The sequence below is a fragment of the Mangrovibacter phragmitis genome (genome assembly GCF_040429585.1).
GTDB classification, from domain to species: domain Bacteria; phylum Pseudomonadota; class Gammaproteobacteria; order Enterobacterales; family Enterobacteriaceae; genus Mangrovibacter; species Mangrovibacter phragmitis.
In genome coordinates, this window is the sequence record NZ_CP134782.1 from 5,220,820 (window position 1) to 5,238,481 (window position 17,662).

Consider the following 17,662-nt stretch of genomic DNA (forward strand, 5'->3'; position numbering starts at 1 on the left):
GGTTACCCTACCGTGCTGTTTATTGCACTGGAAATGACAGTACACCCGCACTGGCATTTGCAACCATCGGCTACAACCGCACGGCCATTAAATGTGCGGTGTGGCAACCCTTCAATAATTGGGTTTGTACCATGGCCGGGAACAGGGCAACTCACCAAATCGCCAATTAAAGCAACTGTTTTCCCATTGACAATAATATTTGAAGAAGCGGAAATAACTTTACCGCCATGTGAAGTTCTATCGCCCAGTAAAACTAATCCTTTTGTCATACTCAACTCCTGTTAGCTAATATTTAAAGGCTGATTAATTTTATTCCATAAAACCCATTTAAATAAGCCATTATATTTTTACACCAGGGTATATATATGCGAATCTTTAACTTTATAGGGAGATATTACCCCACTCCATATACCTTCACTCTGTTGCATCTGCACAGATATCAGTGTAATTGTTATTTTCTGCATGCGCTATTCTCCCATTTTTCTGATATCCGGGTGAATAGAACCATCCGAAACGACCGTGCCATCCGGGTAAATTATTTTAATAAACTCTCCCAGCTTATGTTTTTCAGGAGCCACCATTCTTACGATTTTCGATTCATCCAAGACAGGAGAAAATTCAATCATTACTGATTTATTTAATTCCAATACTCTTTTTTTCATGAAATCCTCCTCACCAAACAGATGTAACGAATCATTTTCTCGAATCATTTTATTGGTTTTAATTACTGGGTAGTATTTTTGTAAAATAGTCACCTCATTAGTATATAGGTAATCAAATTGCCCATTGCGCGCCGCATCATTATCAAAAGCGATTATTGCACCAACGCCGAAACCAGGCACAAGATCTTTACCCATATGCGTGGCATCAATATATTCAATACCCAGAGTGATGGCGCTTAATGTCCACTTGCATATTCCACCACCGGTTATGGCAACTTTTCCGCTCCAGATATCGCCATTCTGCTGCATCGGCACACGCATCGCGTTATAGCTGGGTTCCGTTATCACTGAACCGTCAAACCCGCTTATACGTTTTTTCTTGCACTTGTGTGAAATATACCGAACCCTGAGTGGAAAAGGTTGTGTGTAAGGAGACGGGTTGGTAATTTCAATATTTACCCATTGGGTATTTTCCGGTGGTGAAAAGGTTCGGTTAACCGGGCGGCTGACAGTGCAGCCGGTAACAAACAGTATCCCCAGCACGAATATCAGTGAAATTGTTATTTTCTGCATGCGCTATTCCCCCATTCTTCTGATATCCGGGTGAATAGAACCATCCGAGACAACGGCACCATCTGGGTAAATTATTTTATAAAACTCGCCAACTTTATATTTTTCAGGTGCAACAAGCCTTACCTGTTTGGATTCATCCAATTTAGGTAAAAAAGAAATAAAAACATCATCACCGACATCATAAATCAGTCTCTTTTTAAGAAAATCTTCTTCCCCAAAAATTTCCAAAATATCATTTCCATGAATTCTTTTATTTGAATGAACTAAAGGATAATAGTCAGATTCAATTTTTATATCATTCCCTTTTTCTATATAAAACCTCTCGTTACGTAGAGCATCGCCGTCAAAGGCGAATGTCGCACCAACACCCGTTCCAGGCACAAGATCTTTCCCCATATGCGTGGCATCAATATATTCAATCCCAAAGGTAATGGTGCTTAATGTCCACTTGCATATTCCACCACCGGTTATGGCAACTTTCCCGCGCCAGATATTGCCATTCTGTTGCATCGGCACACGCACAGAACCATAACTGGGTTCAGAAATAACCGAACCGTCAAACCCGCTTATGCGTTTTTTCTGGCATTTGTAGGAAATATATCTGACTTCCAGTGGAAAAGGTTGTGTGTAAGGAGACGGGTTGGCAATTTCAATATTTACCCACTGGGTATTTTCCGGTGGTGAAAGGGTTCGGTTAACCGGGCGGCTGACAGTGCAGCCGCTAACAAACAGTATCCCCAGCACGGATATCAGTGTAATTGCTATTTTCTGCATGCGCTATTCCCCCATTTTTCTGATATCCGGGTGAATAGAACCATCCGAAACGACCGTGCCATCCGGGTAAATTATTTTATAAAACTCGCCAACTATATGCTTTTCAGGAGCCACCATTCTTACAATTTTTGATTCATCCAAAACAGGATTGAACTTGATATTCACCGTCTGGCTTAAATTCAACATTCTTTTTTTTATGAAATCGTCCTTACCAAACAGATGTAACGAGTCATTCTGGCGGATCAGTTTATTGGTTTTAATTACAGGATAATATATTGGCGAAAGGGTAACATCACTATTCGATAAATGCTCGAATACCCCGTTACGTACAGCACTATGCTCAAACGCAAACGTCGCACCAACCGCAGTACCCAGTACAAGATCTTTCCCCATATGCGCGGCATCAATATATTCAATCCCAAAGGTGATGGCGCTTAATGCCCACTTGCATATTCCACCACCGGTTATGGCGACTTTCCCGCGCCAGATATTGCCATTCTGTTGCATCGGCACACGCACAGAACCATAACTGGGTTCAGAAATAACCGAACCGTCAAACCCACTTATGCGTTTTTTCTGGCATTTGTAGGAAATATATCTGACTTCCAGTGGAAAAGGTTGTGTGTAAGGAGACGGGTTGGTAATTTCAATATTTACCCACTGGGTATTTTCCGGTGGTGATAATTTTCTGTTTATAACAGGGGTGCAGGCACTTAATAGCAATACCGCCAACGGCAGTATTACCCATTTAATAGCATTATGCATTTTCCATTCTCTCCTCTCCGTAAAGTGCAAAGCGCACCAGTGCTTCCCTTCCGCCAGGTTCTGCAAGCGTGGGAGCAAGGGACACACGCAATAACCCTTCTATATTTAAAAATATTTCATTCCTTTTATATTCTTTCTGCGGTATATCTTCTTTATTCTCCAGCATTTGTTCTTTGAAAAGATCAATATGATAGCAGTGTTCAGTAAAACTGCGTTTTTCAACCAGCCCTTCTTTATCAATTAACTCCAGTAATTTATTGTTTATATAGGGCATATAGGCAGTCATAAAATGGTCACCAAAAGTGATATCAATACCCCGTGTATGATTACTCCCTTCCGGAAAAAGAGTATTCAAATTATGTGGCGCCAGTGAGGCCAGGAATTCCCTTTGCAAACTGCCAGCTTCCTGTATTTCCTGGTTTGCCAGAACAGGCACCAGGTAAAGTTTTGCTTTTATTGGCAGGCGCTGCCTCAGGGTAATGCAACCTGCCGCAACCGGGAGGCTTACCTTACACTCTTTCCATTCGCGGGATTGGGTTGCGCCAAGAAACACAACCGGGTTGCCATGGTGCCAAAAGCAATCCCCCCAGGACACAGCCTGAGCGACAACAGCCTGGCCCACTGACCACACCATGCCCAGTGTTTTACCCAGTGGCCCCCACAGTTTATATAACGCATTATCCAGGTTGGCTTCCGGTGGCACTGCCGGTACCGGGTCGTTGTCGTTTACATGGCGAAAATGCGTAATACCTGAAAGATGGTTGATGGCATCGCGAGTAAAGGTGCGTGGCATACCATAGGTGTACAGTAGCGGGTTATAGCCTTTCAGGCTTGCTGCATGAATTAATGCCAGTGCACCGCCTAAACTATGTCCGCATATAAAAAGTCTTCTACTTTCAAGATTTCTTAATAATTTCAGTATTTCATTTTTAAACTTCCTGTCCACCCGACTATACCCACTCCAGAACCCGTCATGCACCTTTCCTTCCGGTAGCAGAGTATTACACTGCGTTTTCTTGACCACACAGGTTTGCGGGTGAACCGGGCTAAAGGCAAGATCTGTTCCGACATCATATAAACTTTCGGTTCCACGCCAGGCCACAATAATCTTATCGGTGTTATAAACATAATACAGCTGTGTATCACCATCCGCTTTTATCACCCCGTTATCACTCCCTTCTGAATCTGGAGTATCTTGTGAGGTATCCATAAAAACCGGTGGAAAATAGCGGTCGCTGAATGGCACATCGCGAACCAACGTATTGTAGATAAGGCCGCTTTTATGCAACTGAGGGAGCCGGGACAGGTCCTGGCACTGGTTTAGATAAAAACGTGTAATTGAAATAATATCGAGCGCATTGCCATCGGCATAAGCCAGCGTGGCGCTTGCTCCAAGGTTAATGGCATTGGCAATTGAATAGGTATTCTGGTGATGTAAAACCAGCTCCCAGGCTCTGAAGGGGCAAATTTCAATAATATGCCGCCGCTTGAGTTCATTGGTGCGAATAAGCAGGCCCTTAAACGCTTTCCCAACAGGGAAATGAAACGGTGGCAATGTTTCGCCATAGCGTAATTCGATATCCGGGTAACTGGCACACAGCTCACCAGATACCCTATAGTGCCAAATATACCCTTCGGCTAACGCCTGCGGCCGGACTAAAGAATCACTCTCGGCATCCCTCCCGGGGCGCAGTGTGCGTTTCTGCATCTCTTGCAGAAGAGGCGCAGGCGCTAATTTCAGGGTCAACTCCAGGCCGTGTGGCATATCAATCCGAATCAGCCCGTTGGCATCACTCTGGCCTGAATAGGTAAACGCCGCAACCGGGCCAGAAACGGGGTGAGAACTGTCTGCCGTCCATGGCATGTTCGCCACCGGTTCACCCTGTTCATCAACCAACTGGCATTCAACCCAGTACGGTTTCTGCTTCCCAGACACCGCGACAGCGCTACTATGAGTAATAGAGGTGATCAAAGTATTATTCGACATGATCCCTCCCTTTATTTTTTATGTTCTTGGTTAAAATAAAAGATAAAAATTTAGTGAATTCAGAGAATATAAGAAAAATAATAATAAAAACCATGCTATTCACATGTAATCCTTTCAATAGCCAAGGAATAACGGAAATAGATGGGACAATCAACAACAATCTAAATGGTATTTGCAAAAACACAAAAAAACGTACTTTCCCCCATTTTAATACAAGAAGAATAGCAGACACCACTATAGATATATTTAACATCATTGATAAAACAAATATTAATAAAATCCAACCCCCACCGCCATACTCTGAGTAAAGCTGGTTGAAATTTATAATATCATCAGCAAAAGGAATACGTCCCTGTTCTATGTTTAACCAAATAAAACGGATGACATAAAAAGCATCCATTCCTCCCCAGAATAAACAGACTTTACTGAAGCTTAGTTTCATTTGCTATCCCTGGTCTCATAGAGTTCATCTGCAACAACTGGCATCCAGCGCCATGATGTTCCACTAACTTGCCATGCATCATCCCCCTCAAGAAATGTTTGCGTTATCCGTCTCTGCTCTCCATAACGATGAACCGCCGAATTATTTATCGTATTTTCATCAGCATCAGAAGGCAAAGGACTCCATTCTTGAATTTTATCCCGTTTTGTATGCATAAAATCTTTACCTTCAGAAAAAAATGCTCTTCCAGAATCCCCCATTGATGTAAGTCGATTGACAGACATGATGGCAGCATTTTTCAATCCATGATAATCATGATCTACGGTAACCCACTGCCCCGGACCTTCCTCTTTTTGTTCATCTGGAAATTCAATTTTCATTTGACCTGGCGTTGACGAATAAAGTGTGGCTGTTTTTCCAGATGCGTCAGATATCCCCTCCAGAATTTCACCTTCAGCAGTGGTAACTTTATATTTAGTGAAAGGCTTAATTATCCCTGACTCTGGGTCCTCAATCGTAAAAGAACCTGAATAGCCTTTTGGGAAAGTAACAGGGGGCGCATCCAAAGTCGCGGGCCCAGTCTGATTCACATTGGTTGCTTTCAATAAAATGTTCCCCGGGCAACCCAGCTCAATATTCCCGCCACTGAGTTTGATGTAAGCCCCGCCACAATTCAGTACCAGTGACTGGCTGGCATTGATATTCACACAACCCTGAGAACTGCTAATGGTGACATCCTGTCGTGCGGACACACCCACAGCACCTGACTGCGCCTGGATATCAAGCGGGCCTGCCCCCGCATAGAGCTTCATTCCGGCAGACTGGGAAAACAGGCTGACGGTTTCACCAGCGGCTACGGTAAAGGATTGCCCGGCGCTGATATCGGTATTTTTACCTGACATCAGCGCAATACTTTCACCTCCTGAAGCCAGCCTTACTGCCTGTGGGCTGAGGATGCCGATGCCAGCGGGAGCATGCGCCAACAACCCCGGCAACCGCAGATATCGCAACGCGCTGTTAAGTGACATCTGGCTGTCTGCTTCTGACGGCTGAGCTTTTGCACCTTTGGCGGCAACCTGCATACTACGGGCAAGGGTCAGAGCCTGCTCCAGTTGACTGATTGCCGCATCCATTTCCAGCATTTTGATGCCCACATCCGGCTGAGCATCCGCAGTAAGGAAAATACCTTTACCGCCGCGAATACTTACCCAGTCATTGGTACGCAACTCCGCCCCTTCGCCACGCAGTTTTCTTTCAGCATTCACATTGTGGCTCAGGTTCAGCTGGGTCTTGCCGCCGTATTCAGTGCTGAGTTTGACGTGCTCTGCCCCGCGCTTGTCTTCCATGCGCAGCTTATTCCGCCCTGCAGTTCTCACCACATTGCGGGTGCTGTTCAGTTCCGTAACCGGGTCAATATGCCGGGAATCATGCAGGGCGTGGGCGATATACGGCCGGTCCGGGTCGCCTTCGTGAAAGGCTATCGCCACTTCGGTGCCCTGAACCAGCGGGAAGTGGAAACCATATTTGTGCCCGCCATAAGGTTTCGCCAGACGCACCGGCATACTTTCCATGCCTTTGCGTTTGTCGTCGCGGTCGGCATCAAACTTTACCCGGTACAGGCCCGAGGCATCCTGCCAGGCGTAGATGTCGTCGGGTTTGGCGCTGGTCACCCGCGCCATCAGGGTGCCACTGACCACCGGGCGAGGCCTCGCCGCCGGGCGCCAGCAGCGGTTCTCAAAGAACGGCATGGCCGACCACGCCACCTGCAGGGCGTTCTGGCGGCTGGCGGTGTAAACCGTGCTGATAATCACCACGCCGTTTTCTGTTTCCCGGGGCAGTGTGGGTGGCATGGCCGCCTCAGTGATAACAAGAACCTGCGCCGGGCTGAGTGTATGGTCGGTACTGCGGCCCGTTACCCGGGTCTGGTCTGATAAAAAGCGTTCATGCTCCAGGCGCGCCCAGAAGTGGCCGGTTTCAGGCGCCGGGTTAATGTTATCTCCGCGCGCCTGGTGCCGTGGCCGGTGGTGGTAGACATCCCCCCAGGTGACACCCTCGCCGTCGCCCCGGGTCATGTCGGCGGGCTCCGAGAGCAACACCCGTTGTGCTTCACGGTGGTTGTAGTCACCGGCGGTAACCGAGCGCACCGCCACATTCTGCGTAACATGAACATCCCATACCGAGTCTGCGCCATTATCGTTAGCGCCGGACGGGCTGTTTAACGGCAGTTTTTTCCCGAAGAACCAGGCGCCCGGCCTGTCGGCAAAGTTCACCACTTCAGTCTGTGTTTCCGGGTGCAGGGTGAAGAAATAAAAAATCCCCAGTTCAGCCAGCAGGCGTTCAATAAACGCCAGGTCGTTTTCCTGGTACTGGTTAATCTGTTCACGTTTCGGGTAGTCGTGGCTGAGGATAAACTCATACTCCCAGCCATTCAGGCGGTGCTCCCGCAGGACCTCTTCCACCACTTCCGGCACCGATTTGTTGACGAAAAAGCGGTGAGTACGAAACTGGTTAGCCAGCAGTGCAATAAAAGGTTCCAGTACAATGCTGTACTTCGCTTCATCTGCAGATCCGCCGGTGCGGGTGAAATGCGTGATAACCCCGTGCACCACTTTGCGGTCTGCCAGGGAAAGCAGGTTGCCTGCGCCCATCGTCAGTGTTGCGGGTTTGGCCAGGAGCTGGCGGGCATCAATGTTTTTATCGGTACTGGTAAACCTGATGGTGTAGCGGTAAAGCGCGCTCATCGCCTCTTCGCCACGGAAATCTTCCACATCGGTGTCAGCGCTGCAGGAAGGTATGGTGAGGCGGTAGCGGTTCAGGGTGTTGCGGGTGAGCGTGTTGCGCATCCCTGTCAGATTCATGGTGTTAACTCCCTTTATATCGGTAAGGCTGCTCTTGATACAGACCGCCCCACCACCGGGCATGCCTTGCTCCGGGCGTTTCGTTCTGGAAACTATCAGCCATCTCATCTCTCTGTCTGTCACTGTCTGCGTGTCGCACACTACAGTTCTTTACGGATGATAATGGCATAACGATCTATAAATGATGTATTTTACAGATCTTTAATCCATAACTAGAAAATTCTTAAGTTTATTTAACTGTAAAAGGAGGTGAGCAGATGATGCGCAGATATAGCAGAACAGCGAAAAACACCAGCCCCTTACTCTGAATACCCCTTGCCCCGTATTAAAAACCGCCCTGATGAACAGCCCGTTACTCAGTGGGTACCCAACTTTTGGGGTGCCGTTCACCGAAGGCGGTTTGTTGTTTTCGCTGTTACGGCAACACACAACCCTGCCAGGAAACAGCCGTTTCAATATTTACCACACCCTGTTCAGTACGCAGCCAGCGTGGCGCTTTCATTTCTGCGGCAAAGTAATTAATTAACTCCGACAGCAACCCCGTCAGTTGTTGCTCCGTTTCCGGGGGAAGCCCTTGCTGCATCAGAGTTTGTACCAGCGCCATGGCATAGCGGCAGAGCGCAGTACAGTCTGGTGCTAACTGTGGGGAAGTCACCGGGAGAGTGTCCACTGTCAGGCTTTCTACAAGATGTTCCGGCACCGGATCCAACAGCGTGGGCTGTAGCACCGTAAGGCAAGTATTAAGACGCCCAAACAGTGCCATTTTTAACGTGGTGTCGTGGGTTTCTGGCAGCGCGTCTGCAATATTTTCACAGTAGCTCGCCAGCCCGGTAAAATCTGTTATGGCACTCAGGGGAAAGGTAAATAACGGGTGAGTCTGGGTAGTGGTCGTAGCCATAAAGGCATCCTCGATGAGTTGTATTGATACCGCTGCCACTGGAAAGGTCAATTTCACTGGTGGCAGAACCGGGCGGAGTTGACCTTACCGGCCTCATCGACACCGGCGCATCTTACGATGCCCCCGCCCGGCCCGCCATTGAGGTGTAGCCGTGCGCACGACACACAAGAGACGCAACGCGCGCCGTGTGTCGCCGATGAGGAATATCAGGAGGTCAATCCCGGCACCTGATTTTGCAGGTGCCGGGCAAAGATACCGTTGGGCACATGGCATCGCAAGGGGTTTTACCAGATAAGTTAACACACTGGTTTTATTTGGAACCCAGTACGCAAAACTGTCACCAAACCGTCCAATGAACGAACAACCCTCTCATCAGCAATACAAACTACTCAGGCGTTTTCTCTTCATTTTATTGAGCCCGCTACATTATGATGGCAGCAACATTCATCGCACTCGTGGCTTGCCTGCAAGTTTCGGTACTGGTCACATTAACTTGCGATTACCTGGTTGTGCTTATCGCGATTTTCATGCTGATACGGCTCATCAAACCGGGCGGTAAAAGCCTGCACCGCAAGAACTCTTACGGCTGTTTCAGAAAACCGAATAAGCACACCAGTATAACTCGCGTTAATGTGAAGCCGGGCGCAGGACACCAACCAGCCACATCCCTGCCAGCATCGCCACGGCAAACAATACCCCTTTGATATAACCGGCTCCAACCAGAACCAGTGCCGGCCCCGGGCAAATCCCGGCAATCCCCCAGCCCAGGCCAAAAATGGCCGCGCCCAGAAACAGGTCTTTATCCAGTGTGCGGCGGGTAGGTAACGAAATCGGCCCACCGCAAATCGCGGTTTTGCGCCGTTTTGCCAGGCTAAAGCCCACAACCCCAACCGCGATGGCGCCGGCCATTACCAGCGCCAGCGAAGGGTCCCATGGGTGAGCCAGGTCGAGAAACCCCTGCACTTTCGCCGGGTTTGCCATGCCACTAACCAGCAGCCCCAGGCCAAATACCAGGCCTGCAATAAACGAAACGATAATCCGCATCACCCTTTACCCCCGTAGCCAGCCCAGTAATGTTGCCGTTGCAAACCCTACCACCATAAATGTGAGCGTGGCGGCCAGCGAACGCGGCGAAAACCGTGATAACCCACAAACCCCATGGCCGCTGGTGCAACCAGAACCTAACCGTGTTCCCACGCCCACCAGTAACCCTGCGATGAGAATAAGCGGAGTGGAGGCTGACAGGCTGATATCCGGCCGGGGGAAAAAACTCAGGTACAGCACCGGTGCGCCAATCAACCCCAGCAGGAATGCAATTCGCCAACCTTCAGCACGCGTTTCTCGCTGCAACATGCCGCCGAGAATGCCACTGATGCCAGCAATACGCCCGCAAAACAGAATCAACACAATTGCCGCCAGGCCAATCAGCAACCCACCACTGAAACTGGCTAACGGCGTAAACTGCGCAAAATTAATCGTCATCTCATGCTCCTCATTCCCCATCCTGCTGGACGGGGCAGTACAGGTCATACAACGTAGTGAGTAGTAATAAAATACGTTTATCTTCAATACGATAAAAAATTTGTTTCCCTTCTCTGCGGGTTTCCACCAGCTTCAGGCGGCGCATAACCCCCAATTGCTGAGAGAGCGTAGGCTGGTGAATTCCCACGGCGGCTTCCAGTTGCGCCACACTGGCTTCCCCCTGACTTAACTGGCACATCAACAACAGCCGGTCACTGTTTGATAAACCACGCAGCACATCTGCCGCGCCCTGAGCGGCAAGTTTCATTGCGTCATAAAAATCTTGCTGATCATGTTCTGGCATCATTGACATCCAACAATATATGATTTTATATAATATTATTAAGTATAGTGTAGTCTTTCAGGCGCTGTCACGCTTTTTTCTGGTTATACACACCAGACTTAACTTCACCGATGATTCAGATATCGACTGAAGGACAGGCGCACTGCCCACCCAGTAACGGGCAAAAATCAGCTTGCCAGGCAGGCTTAAAGAGAGGATGTGATGAAAATTGTAATCGTTGGTGGTGTTGCCGGTGGCGCTTCTGCTGCAGCCAGAGCAAGACGCCTGAATGAAGAAGCTGAAATTATTGTGCTGGAGCGCGGCGAGTATGTTTCGTTCGCTAACTGCGGCCTGCCTTACCATATTGGTGGGGTCATTCCTGAGCGCCAGTCGCTTATCCTGAAAACACCACAAGATTTCAAAACCAGGTTCAATATTGATGTTCGCGTACGTCATGAAGTGCTCGCCATTGATCCGGAACAGAAATCTGTCACCGTGAAAAACCTCACCACAGGTGAACATTACACCGAAACCTGGGATCGTTTATTGCTGAGTACGGGTGCCGCTCCTGTTGTGCCGCCACTACCAGGGCTGAACGAACCCGGTGTTTTTTCCTTGCGCAGTATCAATGATATGGACGCCATTATCGCCTGGATAAAACAACACGATGTTTCACATGCCACACTGGTGGGCGGTGGTTTTATTGGGCTCGAAGTGATGGAAGCACTGACAGAGCGTGGCATAAGCGTAACGCTACTGGAAATGGGCGACCAGGTAATGGCTCCGGTAGACCCGGAAATGGCCTCGGCCCTTCACCAGGAAATACGTCGCCACGGCGTTGACCTGCGCCTGAAAACCGCACTGAAGCAGGTTACGCGGGATATCGCCGGGTTAAGCGTTGAGCTTTCCTCCGGGGAAAAATTACGCACTGGTATGGTGTTACTGGCAATTGGTGTGAAGCCGGAAAGCCGCCTGGCGGCAGACGCGGGGATTGCCACAGGCGAGCGTGGTGGTATCCGGGTTAATGCGCAAATGCAAACCTCAGTGCCAGGTATCTATGCCGTGGGCGATGCCGTCGAAACCCAGGATCTGGTGTTCCAGTCTCCCACATTAATTCCGCTGGCTGGCCCGGCAAACCGCCAGGGGCGCATCGCTGCAGACAACATGCTGATGAACCGGGGAAGCACTTATCGCGGCAGCCAGGGAACTGCAATCTGCAAAGTCTTCTCGCTGAGTATTGGCAGTTGTGGCGCGAATGAGAAACAACTGGCAGCACGCGGCCGCCGTTATGAAAAGGTGTATGTCCACAGTGCAGATCACGCCAGTTACTACCCAGGAGCGGCAATGATCAGCCTTAAACTGCTGTTTGATCCGCAAGATGGAACGATCCTTGGCGCACAGGCCAGTGGGCAAAACGGCGTCGATAAACGTATTGATGTGCTGGCGGTCGCTCAGCGGGCTGGTATGAAAGTAGCCGACCTTGAACACCTGGAACTGACCTATGCCCCACCCTTTAACAGTGCGCGCGACGTGGTAAACCAGGCCGGTATGGTGGCAACCAACGTGCTGTCTGGTGACACAGCGATTTGCCATGCCCGTGATATTCAACAGCTTGACCCGGCAACCCAGTGCCTGCTGGATATCCGTAACCCCGGCGAACTGACGCAGTTTGGTGAATACCCCAATGCACTATCAATTCCGCTGGATACATTGCGGGAAAATCTGGGCAGGCTGCCGAAAGACAAAGAGATCCTGATTGGCTGCCAAAGCGGGCTGCGCGGTCATGTTGCGTATCGTATTCTCACCGCACAGGGCTTTCGCGCCCGTAACCTGAGCGGTGGTTTTAAAACCTGGCAGGCCTCGATGCAGGCAACCCCTGTTAACCCTGCATAAATGGCGAAATGGGCAGCCTGTATCTTTCTGGCTGCCCATTTGATCAGTAACCGGCCAGAAAACACTGCCTGCCCGTTCGTTATTACGCCATACTCTCTGCACTAACCGGAGAACAGTTATGGTGACACATTCACTTTCCCGTACCACCCGCTATGCCGCACTGCCTTTACTGGTACTGGCAGTGCTCACTGTAGCGATATTCCTGCATGCTCACTGGGGCGCATTTTTGCAATGGTGCCTGGCTGTGCAAATCTCACTACACCGCTACCTGGTGATGTATTTGCTGCAACTGAATAACCACCAGTATTCAGGCGGGATGTGGCTCTTAGTGGGTTCATTTATGTACGGTGTGTTGCACGCTATTGGTCCGGGGCATGGCAAATTTATTGTCACCACCTGGATTACCACCCACCAGGAAAACACAGCAGTTACGCGCATCATCCCGTTTGTTGGCAGTCTGTTACAGGGTGTCAGCGCGATTCTGTTCGTGTTTATTCTGGCAGTAGGGTTTAACCTGGCCTCAGGTTCACTGAGCCAGAGTCGCTGGTATATTGAGAAAATCAGTGCGGTGTTCATTGGCCTGTTTGGCCTGTGGGTGATTTTCCAGGCACTGAAAAGCCTGCAACCCCGCAAACTAACCATCCGGCGAGTTCAGCCGGTTCCCGGTGAGCCATATAACCATGCGCACCATGAAAACTGTGGCTGTGCACATCACCATATTTCTGCCATGCCACTGGCTCAGGCAAGCTGGAAAACCCGGCTGGGTGTGATGTTTACTGTCGGTGCCCGCCCTTGCAGTGGTGCCATTATGATCCTGATGTTCGCCAACGCACTGGGGATTGTGACCTGGGGGATTGCCGCAGTCATGACCATGGCGCTGGGGACCGGTTTATCCATTATGGGGCTCTCTCTGGCAGTGCGCTACGCACGGGAGAAAACACTGGCGATGTTTGGCGGCCATACCGCCAACTACCAGTGGCTGTTGCCCTGTATTCGGGTGCTGGGTGGGATCTTACTGGTGTTGTTCGCCACAGTACTGTTTTTAACGGTTATTCCCGTCAGTGCCAATGGCGATTATATTGCTGCCGGATGCTAATGTTGTGGCGGGCCTGAACTGCCCGCCGCATGTTACTTTTGCTTTTGTGACACATTCATCCCGGCATCTGGTGCCAGTCGGCTTCTTTTAACGCTGATTAGGCTCCGAGAACCCGACGCACGCAGGCTTTGAATACATCCACGCCAATATCCAGCGCACTGCGGTCAAAGTGCATATCCGGGTGATGCAAACCGGGCTTCAGGTTGGCACCCAGCCCCCAGAACCCGCCTTTAATGGCCGGGCGTTGTACCAGATAATGGAAGAAATCTTCACTGCCTGGAGTGGTTTTCGGCTCAGTCAGGCCTTCATCGCCCAGCACTTCACGGATGGCCTCACTCACCAGTGCTGTGGCGTCATCGTCGATAACCGCAGCAGGCATCTCTTTGAGGATAGTGGTTGCCACGGTTGCGCCAAAGGCCTGCGCACTGTGAGCAATAGCCCGCTCCACCTGTGCTTTCAGCTCGGCCATGCCTTCATTATCTGCCGAACGCAGATCCCAACAGACCCTGGCCTCAGCAGGAATCGAGTTGGTCACCCCCGCATCACTGAGAAAACGTGTGGCTTTCACGCTGAAAGTCAGTGAAGGTGATAAATGAATACCATTCACTGCCTGCACGGCATGAGCAGCAGCATCCAGCGCGTTAACCCCTAAGTGTGGGCGCGCAGCATGGGCTGCCTTACCGGTAAATACGGCTTCGATAGTGGAAGACGCAGAGTAGTACATAGCCGGAACCGCCTTGCCCATCGGGCACTCTTCAACCGGCCGTAAATGGAAGCCCAGCAACATATCCACGTCATCCAGCACACCCGCATCAACCAGCGCCAGCGCCCCGGTACCCAGCTCTTCGGCTGGCTGAAACAAAAATTTTAACCGGCCTTTTTTTACCAGCCCTTGCTGAATCACTTCCTGTGCGGTAGTCAGTACCACAGATGAGTGACCATCATGCCCACAGGTGTGGCGGGCAACATGCTGGCCATCAATAATATGGCCCAGTGCGTCCATATCTGCACGCAATGCCAGAACCGGGCCTGGCTCACCGCTGTCCAGTTCGGCGACAATCCCCGTGGTGCCATTCACATGGCGTGTAACCTGGTAGCCAGCAGCTTCCAGTTTTTCCGCAATGTATGCGGAAGTTTGGTGCTCTTCAAAACCCAGTTCAGGAATTTCATGCAATACCCTGAAGTGTTCAATTGTACGGGACACGTCTTACTCCTTTTCATTATTGCAGGTGCGGGCTGCGATTTTTCCTGGCAGCCCTGAACAACACAGACTCAGGAAAATACACGCATAAACAGCATGGCTATCAATGCATTGGCAATACTGACCACCATTAGCAACGGCCAGTATTTTTTTGGCACGTCAGCCACGCCCAGCAGGCGCCCCATATACTGAAGTTGCGAACCCATCAGGAAGATAGCCGGTGCCAGAATGGTGATTTGCCCGGCATCCAGCGTGCCTTTACTTAACAGGCTGACCGCCACACCTGTCCCTGCCGAAGATGACAACCAGGCCGTTAACAGGACAGTGATCGCCTCGCCTGGCAGCCCAAACAACCCCATCAGTGGCGCGCACACATGGCCTATCATCTGCATTACACCCAGTAAGTTGAGCATTTCGGCAATCACATAGGCCATCAGCACATTTGGCATCAGGTTATTAATAGCAATATTGAAACCTTTGCGCGCGCCAACAACGAAAATATCAAACGGGTTATTGGATACTTTTACTGAGTTACTCATTGGCGAAGTCCTTCTTATAAACGGTATTCAAAGCCAGACGCACTACCGCCGCGCCAACGAATTTCATCACAAACATTAATATCAGCGGAATAATAATGGGTGTGGTTAATGAGGCAAACATGGCTGAGCCAATAGAAAAGTAGTTATTAATCAAACCAGCACCGGAATATTGCCATGCCCCCATAATCACCACATCTTTACGGGTAATTCTTTCGCTGTCATAAAGTTCTTTACTTAATGCCGCACCCGCATCGGTACTTTGTAAATCCGTGATTAATGCCAGCCCCGTATAACCGGGTAACCCCAACAAAGGTTTCAGTAAAGGGGTAAGTAGTTTATGTGCCGCGCGAATGGCGCCATAGTGAGTGAAAATCTCCAGCAAACCGAGCGCCAGCATAACTGTCGGCACCAGTGACAGCGCAAACAGGAAGCCTGCTTTGGCACTTATGCCACCACTACCAAGAAAGGTATTCGCTTCCGACTTCATGGTGCCGAACTTACCGCCCAGCGTGGTAAAATCAAATGCGCCCAACCAGTTCATCCCGTCCACTTTATAAAAAAAGCCGGAGAAAACCAGCAATACAATAATCAGCGACAGCCAGGCACCAGGGCCAACTTTCCATTCGCTGTGTGTTTCTCCAGATGGATTTTCCAGGGTTTTATTTTCGCTCATATTAATTTCTCTTCTCAAAGCTCCGGAACGTATTGGATGTTGTGTAAGTTGTGTTTGCAGGCTTTTTATTTAACTCTATCCTGATATAAGCAGGATGTGTGCCTGTTTGGTGTTTTTTAACTATTATTTTTATTTTTTATACGGAAACCTCATGCCAAAGTGTTTATTTTGCATGCAAGATCTCCACTCTTTATTTTATAAAGAGTTCCCTGGTGTTGTAGCAGGTAAAACTTATTATTTTCCGGCAAGTGCCGCTGAACAGAATAACCGAATCCGGATAAACGCCCTGGTTTGGTGCAATTCTGTTTTACTGTTTCATGGCAGCCACCGTTGAACAAAAAAACATCACAAGACCATAAATTCGATTATTACGAAGCCAGACAGGAATATGAATGCCAGTTAATGGATGATATTGTTGCCCTGAAAGCAACAGTCAATCATGAAAGGCCGATATATGTTCCACGAAAAACAGGTGAGTTATCTGTATGAAGTTGGTATTCAGGGTGGAATCCGCCGCGCGGCAGATATTCTTGGCGTGAATCCTTCTGTTATCAGTCGGCAAATTAGTCAGCTCGAACGCCGACTGCAACTCCCGCTTCTGGAACGTCGCGGCCGTACAGTTATTCTCACTGAAGCCGGGAAATTGCTTGCGGAAGATTATTTTGAAAGCCGCCAGCGCCGGGAAAAGCTGGAAAACCACTTGCGGGATTTGCGCCATATGCGCGGTGGCTCGGTTTCCGTGCGAATTGGTGGCGGGCTGATTAATGTGTTTATTCATGAGGTGATGACCCAGTTTGCCGAGTCCTGGCCGCAGGTGTTTGTTGAAATCAGTGTCGCCAGTATGCAGGAAATGCTGAACGATATTGTTCAGGGTGAAGCAGATATGGCGGTTGCCTTCGGGCCCATTGGCAGCCCGGAGCTGAAGCGCCACAGTTTTCGTTGGGGGCCAATCTGCGCAGTAATGGCACCAGACCATGAGCTGGCCTGCCTTGAGCGGGTTACCATTGAACAACTGGCAGAGCAGCGGTTAATTGCGCTGACTGAAAGCTTTGGCCTGCAGCGCCATATGAATGCCATGTTCCAGAGCAAAGGGCTGACCTTTTCCCCTGCATACCGGTGTAACCTGTTCTCTACCGCCAAAGGAATGAGCCAGGCGGGTTTGGGAATTTCCTTTATGAGCCGCTTTGCCGCCAGTTCACTGATTGAACAAGGCAAACTGGTTGCCATCCCGGTGGATCACCCCATCGCCAGTAGCGCTCAGTGCCATTTGCTGCGCAACTCAGACCGCCGCTTTACCCCGGCCGCCCACCATATGTGGCGTTTATTACTCAATGCTTTTAACGATGCGGAAAGTGCGCTTCCGGCCTGAGACATGGCAATTGTTATTTTTTTGCACCATAACAAAGCATAACGAGATATACCTGTCTTAACAAAAATCAATCCCAGGTGGGGAGTACTGCGAACAAAAGAATAATAATCAACAAGATAACCACTATG

Annotated in this window: 17 protein-coding genes; 3 read left to right on the top strand and 14 right to left on the bottom strand. The window is 49.6% G+C overall.

The window, feature by feature from the left end; genetic code table 11:
• Positions 1-2: 2 nt before the first annotated feature.
• From MPHASIOC01_RS25080 to MPHASIOC01_RS25130, 11 genes are all read right to left on the bottom strand, one after another.
• A complete protein-coding gene (locus MPHASIOC01_RS25080; RefSeq protein ID WP_064598105.1) occupies positions 3-269 on the bottom strand; it encodes a PAAR domain-containing protein in 267 nt (88 codons plus the stop codon).
• Between the two features lie 198 nt (positions 270-467).
• Positions 468-1,235 (bottom strand): hypothetical protein, encoded by a 768-nt coding sequence (locus MPHASIOC01_RS25085; RefSeq protein WP_353613527.1) that lies wholly within the window; start codon positions 1,233-1,235, stop codon positions 468-470.
• A 3-nt stretch (positions 1,236-1,238) separates the two neighbouring features.
• Positions 1,239-2,009, bottom strand: a complete 771-nt coding sequence (locus MPHASIOC01_RS25090; protein ID WP_353613528.1) for a hypothetical protein — start codon at positions 2,007-2,009, stop codon at positions 1,239-1,241.
• Between the two features lie 3 nt (positions 2,010-2,012).
• Positions 2,013-2,774 (bottom strand): hypothetical protein, encoded by a 762-nt coding sequence (locus tag MPHASIOC01_RS25095; protein WP_353613529.1) that lies wholly within the window; start codon positions 2,772-2,774, stop codon positions 2,013-2,015.
• On the bottom strand, positions 2,767-4,761 hold the full coding sequence (locus tag MPHASIOC01_RS25100) for a lipase family protein (protein WP_353613530.1): 1,995 nt from the start codon (positions 4,759-4,761) through the stop codon (positions 2,767-2,769). Before MPHASIOC01_RS25100 ends, MPHASIOC01_RS25095 begins: the two co-directional genes overlap by 8 nt.
• On the bottom strand, positions 4,751-5,203 hold the full coding sequence (locus MPHASIOC01_RS25105) for a hypothetical protein (protein WP_353613531.1): 453 nt from the start codon (positions 5,201-5,203) through the stop codon (positions 4,751-4,753). The genes MPHASIOC01_RS25100 and MPHASIOC01_RS25105 overlap by 11 nt, the downstream gene beginning before the upstream one ends.
• Positions 5,200-8,061 (bottom strand): type VI secretion system tip protein VgrG, encoded by a 2,862-nt coding sequence (locus tag MPHASIOC01_RS25110; protein ID WP_353613532.1) that lies wholly within the window; start codon positions 8,059-8,061, stop codon positions 5,200-5,202. Before MPHASIOC01_RS25110 ends, MPHASIOC01_RS25105 begins: the two co-directional genes overlap by 4 nt.
• 415 nt (positions 8,062-8,476) lie before the next feature.
• Complete coding sequence (locus MPHASIOC01_RS25115) at positions 8,477-8,959, bottom strand: hypothetical protein (protein WP_064596684.1); 483 nt, start codon at positions 8,957-8,959, stop codon at positions 8,477-8,479.
• A 627-nt stretch (positions 8,960-9,586) separates the two neighbouring features.
• Positions 9,587-10,003: a DUF6691 family protein gene (locus MPHASIOC01_RS25120; RefSeq protein ID WP_064596682.1), complete on the bottom strand. Its 417-nt coding sequence runs from the start codon at positions 10,001-10,003 to the stop codon at positions 9,587-9,589.
• 6 nt (positions 10,004-10,009) lie between these two features.
• Positions 10,010-10,441: a YeeE/YedE family protein gene (locus MPHASIOC01_RS25125; protein WP_064596679.1), complete on the bottom strand. Its 432-nt coding sequence runs from the start codon at positions 10,439-10,441 to the stop codon at positions 10,010-10,012.
• A gap of 10 nt (positions 10,442-10,451) precedes the next feature.
• The gene (locus MPHASIOC01_RS25130; protein WP_064596677.1) at positions 10,452-10,784 is read right to left on the bottom strand and encodes a metalloregulator ArsR/SmtB family transcription factor; all 333 of its coding nucleotides are present in this window, start codon (positions 10,782-10,784) and stop codon (positions 10,452-10,454) included.
• Positions 10,785-10,985: 201 nt separating this feature from the next.
• On the opposite strand from MPHASIOC01_RS25130, the gene MPHASIOC01_RS25135 reads away from it, so the two are divergent.
• Positions 10,986-12,656: an FAD-dependent oxidoreductase gene (locus MPHASIOC01_RS25135; RefSeq protein WP_353613533.1), complete on the top strand. Its 1,671-nt coding sequence runs from the start codon at positions 10,986-10,988 to the stop codon at positions 12,654-12,656.
• 118 nt (positions 12,657-12,774) lie between these two features.
• Positions 12,775-13,752, top strand: coding sequence for a nickel/cobalt transporter (locus MPHASIOC01_RS25140; protein ID WP_353613534.1), 978 nt, complete (start codon positions 12,775-12,777; stop codon positions 13,750-13,752).
• A 97-nt stretch (positions 13,753-13,849) separates the two neighbouring features.
• Here the strand turns inward: MPHASIOC01_RS25140 and MPHASIOC01_RS25145 are convergent, their stop codons facing one another.
• The 3 genes from MPHASIOC01_RS25145 to MPHASIOC01_RS25155 all read right to left on the bottom strand — a co-directional run bounded on the left by MPHASIOC01_RS25145 (position 13,850) and on the right by MPHASIOC01_RS25155 (position 16,165).
• The gene (locus MPHASIOC01_RS25145) at positions 13,850-14,956 is read right to left on the bottom strand and encodes a M20 peptidase aminoacylase family protein (RefSeq protein ID WP_064596671.1); all 1,107 of its coding nucleotides are present in this window, start codon (positions 14,954-14,956) and stop codon (positions 13,850-13,852) included.
• Between the two features lie 68 nt (positions 14,957-15,024).
• Positions 15,025-15,492 carry a YjiG family protein gene (locus MPHASIOC01_RS25150; protein ID WP_064596669.1) on the bottom strand — a complete coding sequence of 156 codons (468 nt, stop codon included), beginning with the start codon at positions 15,490-15,492 and terminating at the stop codon, positions 15,025-15,027.
• Positions 15,485-16,165 carry a nucleoside recognition domain-containing protein gene (locus MPHASIOC01_RS25155; RefSeq protein WP_353613535.1) on the bottom strand — a complete coding sequence of 227 codons (681 nt, stop codon included), beginning with the start codon at positions 16,163-16,165 and terminating at the stop codon, positions 15,485-15,487. The genes MPHASIOC01_RS25150 and MPHASIOC01_RS25155 overlap by 8 nt, the downstream gene beginning before the upstream one ends.
• Before the next feature lie 454 nt (positions 16,166-16,619).
• On the opposite strand from MPHASIOC01_RS25155, the gene MPHASIOC01_RS25160 reads away from it, so the two are divergent.
• Positions 16,620-17,534 carry a LysR family transcriptional regulator gene (locus MPHASIOC01_RS25160; RefSeq protein ID WP_064596662.1) on the top strand — a complete coding sequence of 305 codons (915 nt, stop codon included), beginning with the start codon at positions 16,620-16,622 and terminating at the stop codon, positions 17,532-17,534.
• Positions 17,535-17,662: the final 128 nt, after the last annotated feature.

Excerpts from the sequence above, each read along its gene's own strand:
- MPHASIOC01_RS25080 (WP_064598105.1), bottom strand. The coding sequence starts at position 269 with ATGACAAAAGGATTAGTTTTACTGGGCGATAGAACTTCACATGGCGGT.
- MPHASIOC01_RS25085 (WP_353613527.1), bottom strand. The coding sequence starts at position 1,235 with ATGCAGAAAATAACAATTTCACTGATATTCGTGCTGGGGATACTGTTT.
- MPHASIOC01_RS25090 (WP_353613528.1), bottom strand. The coding sequence starts at position 2,009 with ATGCAGAAAATAGCAATTACACTGATATCCGTGCTGGGGATACTGTTT.
- MPHASIOC01_RS25095 (WP_353613529.1), bottom strand. The coding sequence starts at position 2,774 with ATGCATAATGCTATTAAATGGGTAATACTGCCGTTGGCGGTATTGCTA.
- MPHASIOC01_RS25100 (WP_353613530.1), bottom strand. The coding sequence starts at position 4,761 with ATGTCGAATAATACTTTGATCACCTCTATTACTCATAGTAGCGCTGTC.
- MPHASIOC01_RS25105 (WP_353613531.1), bottom strand. The coding sequence starts at position 5,203 with ATGAAACTAAGCTTCAGTAAAGTCTGTTTATTCTGGGGAGGAATGGAT.
- MPHASIOC01_RS25110 (WP_353613532.1), bottom strand. The coding sequence starts at position 8,061 with ATGAATCTGACAGGGATGCGCAACACGCTCACCCGCAACACCCTGAAC.
- MPHASIOC01_RS25115 (WP_064596684.1), bottom strand. The coding sequence starts at position 8,959 with ATGGCTACGACCACTACCCAGACTCACCCGTTATTTACCTTTCCCCTG.
- MPHASIOC01_RS25120 (WP_064596682.1), bottom strand. The coding sequence starts at position 10,003 with ATGCGGATTATCGTTTCGTTTATTGCAGGCCTGGTATTTGGCCTGGGG.
- MPHASIOC01_RS25125 (WP_064596679.1), bottom strand. The coding sequence starts at position 10,441 with ATGACGATTAATTTTGCGCAGTTTACGCCGTTAGCCAGTTTCAGTGGT.
- MPHASIOC01_RS25130 (WP_064596677.1), bottom strand. The coding sequence starts at position 10,784 with ATGCCAGAACATGATCAGCAAGATTTTTATGACGCAATGAAACTTGCC.
- MPHASIOC01_RS25135 (WP_353613533.1), top strand. The coding sequence starts at position 10,986 with ATGAAAATTGTAATCGTTGGTGGTGTTGCCGGTGGCGCTTCTGCTGCA.
- MPHASIOC01_RS25140 (WP_353613534.1), top strand. The coding sequence starts at position 12,775 with ATGGTGACACATTCACTTTCCCGTACCACCCGCTATGCCGCACTGCCT.
- MPHASIOC01_RS25150 (WP_064596669.1), bottom strand. The coding sequence starts at position 15,492 with ATGAGTAACTCAGTAAAAGTATCCAATAACCCGTTTGATATTTTCGTT.
- MPHASIOC01_RS25155 (WP_353613535.1), bottom strand. The coding sequence starts at position 16,165 with ATGAGCGAAAATAAAACCCTGGAAAATCCATCTGGAGAAACACACAGC.
- MPHASIOC01_RS25160 (WP_064596662.1), top strand. The coding sequence starts at position 16,620 with ATGTTCCACGAAAAACAGGTGAGTTATCTGTATGAAGTTGGTATTCAG.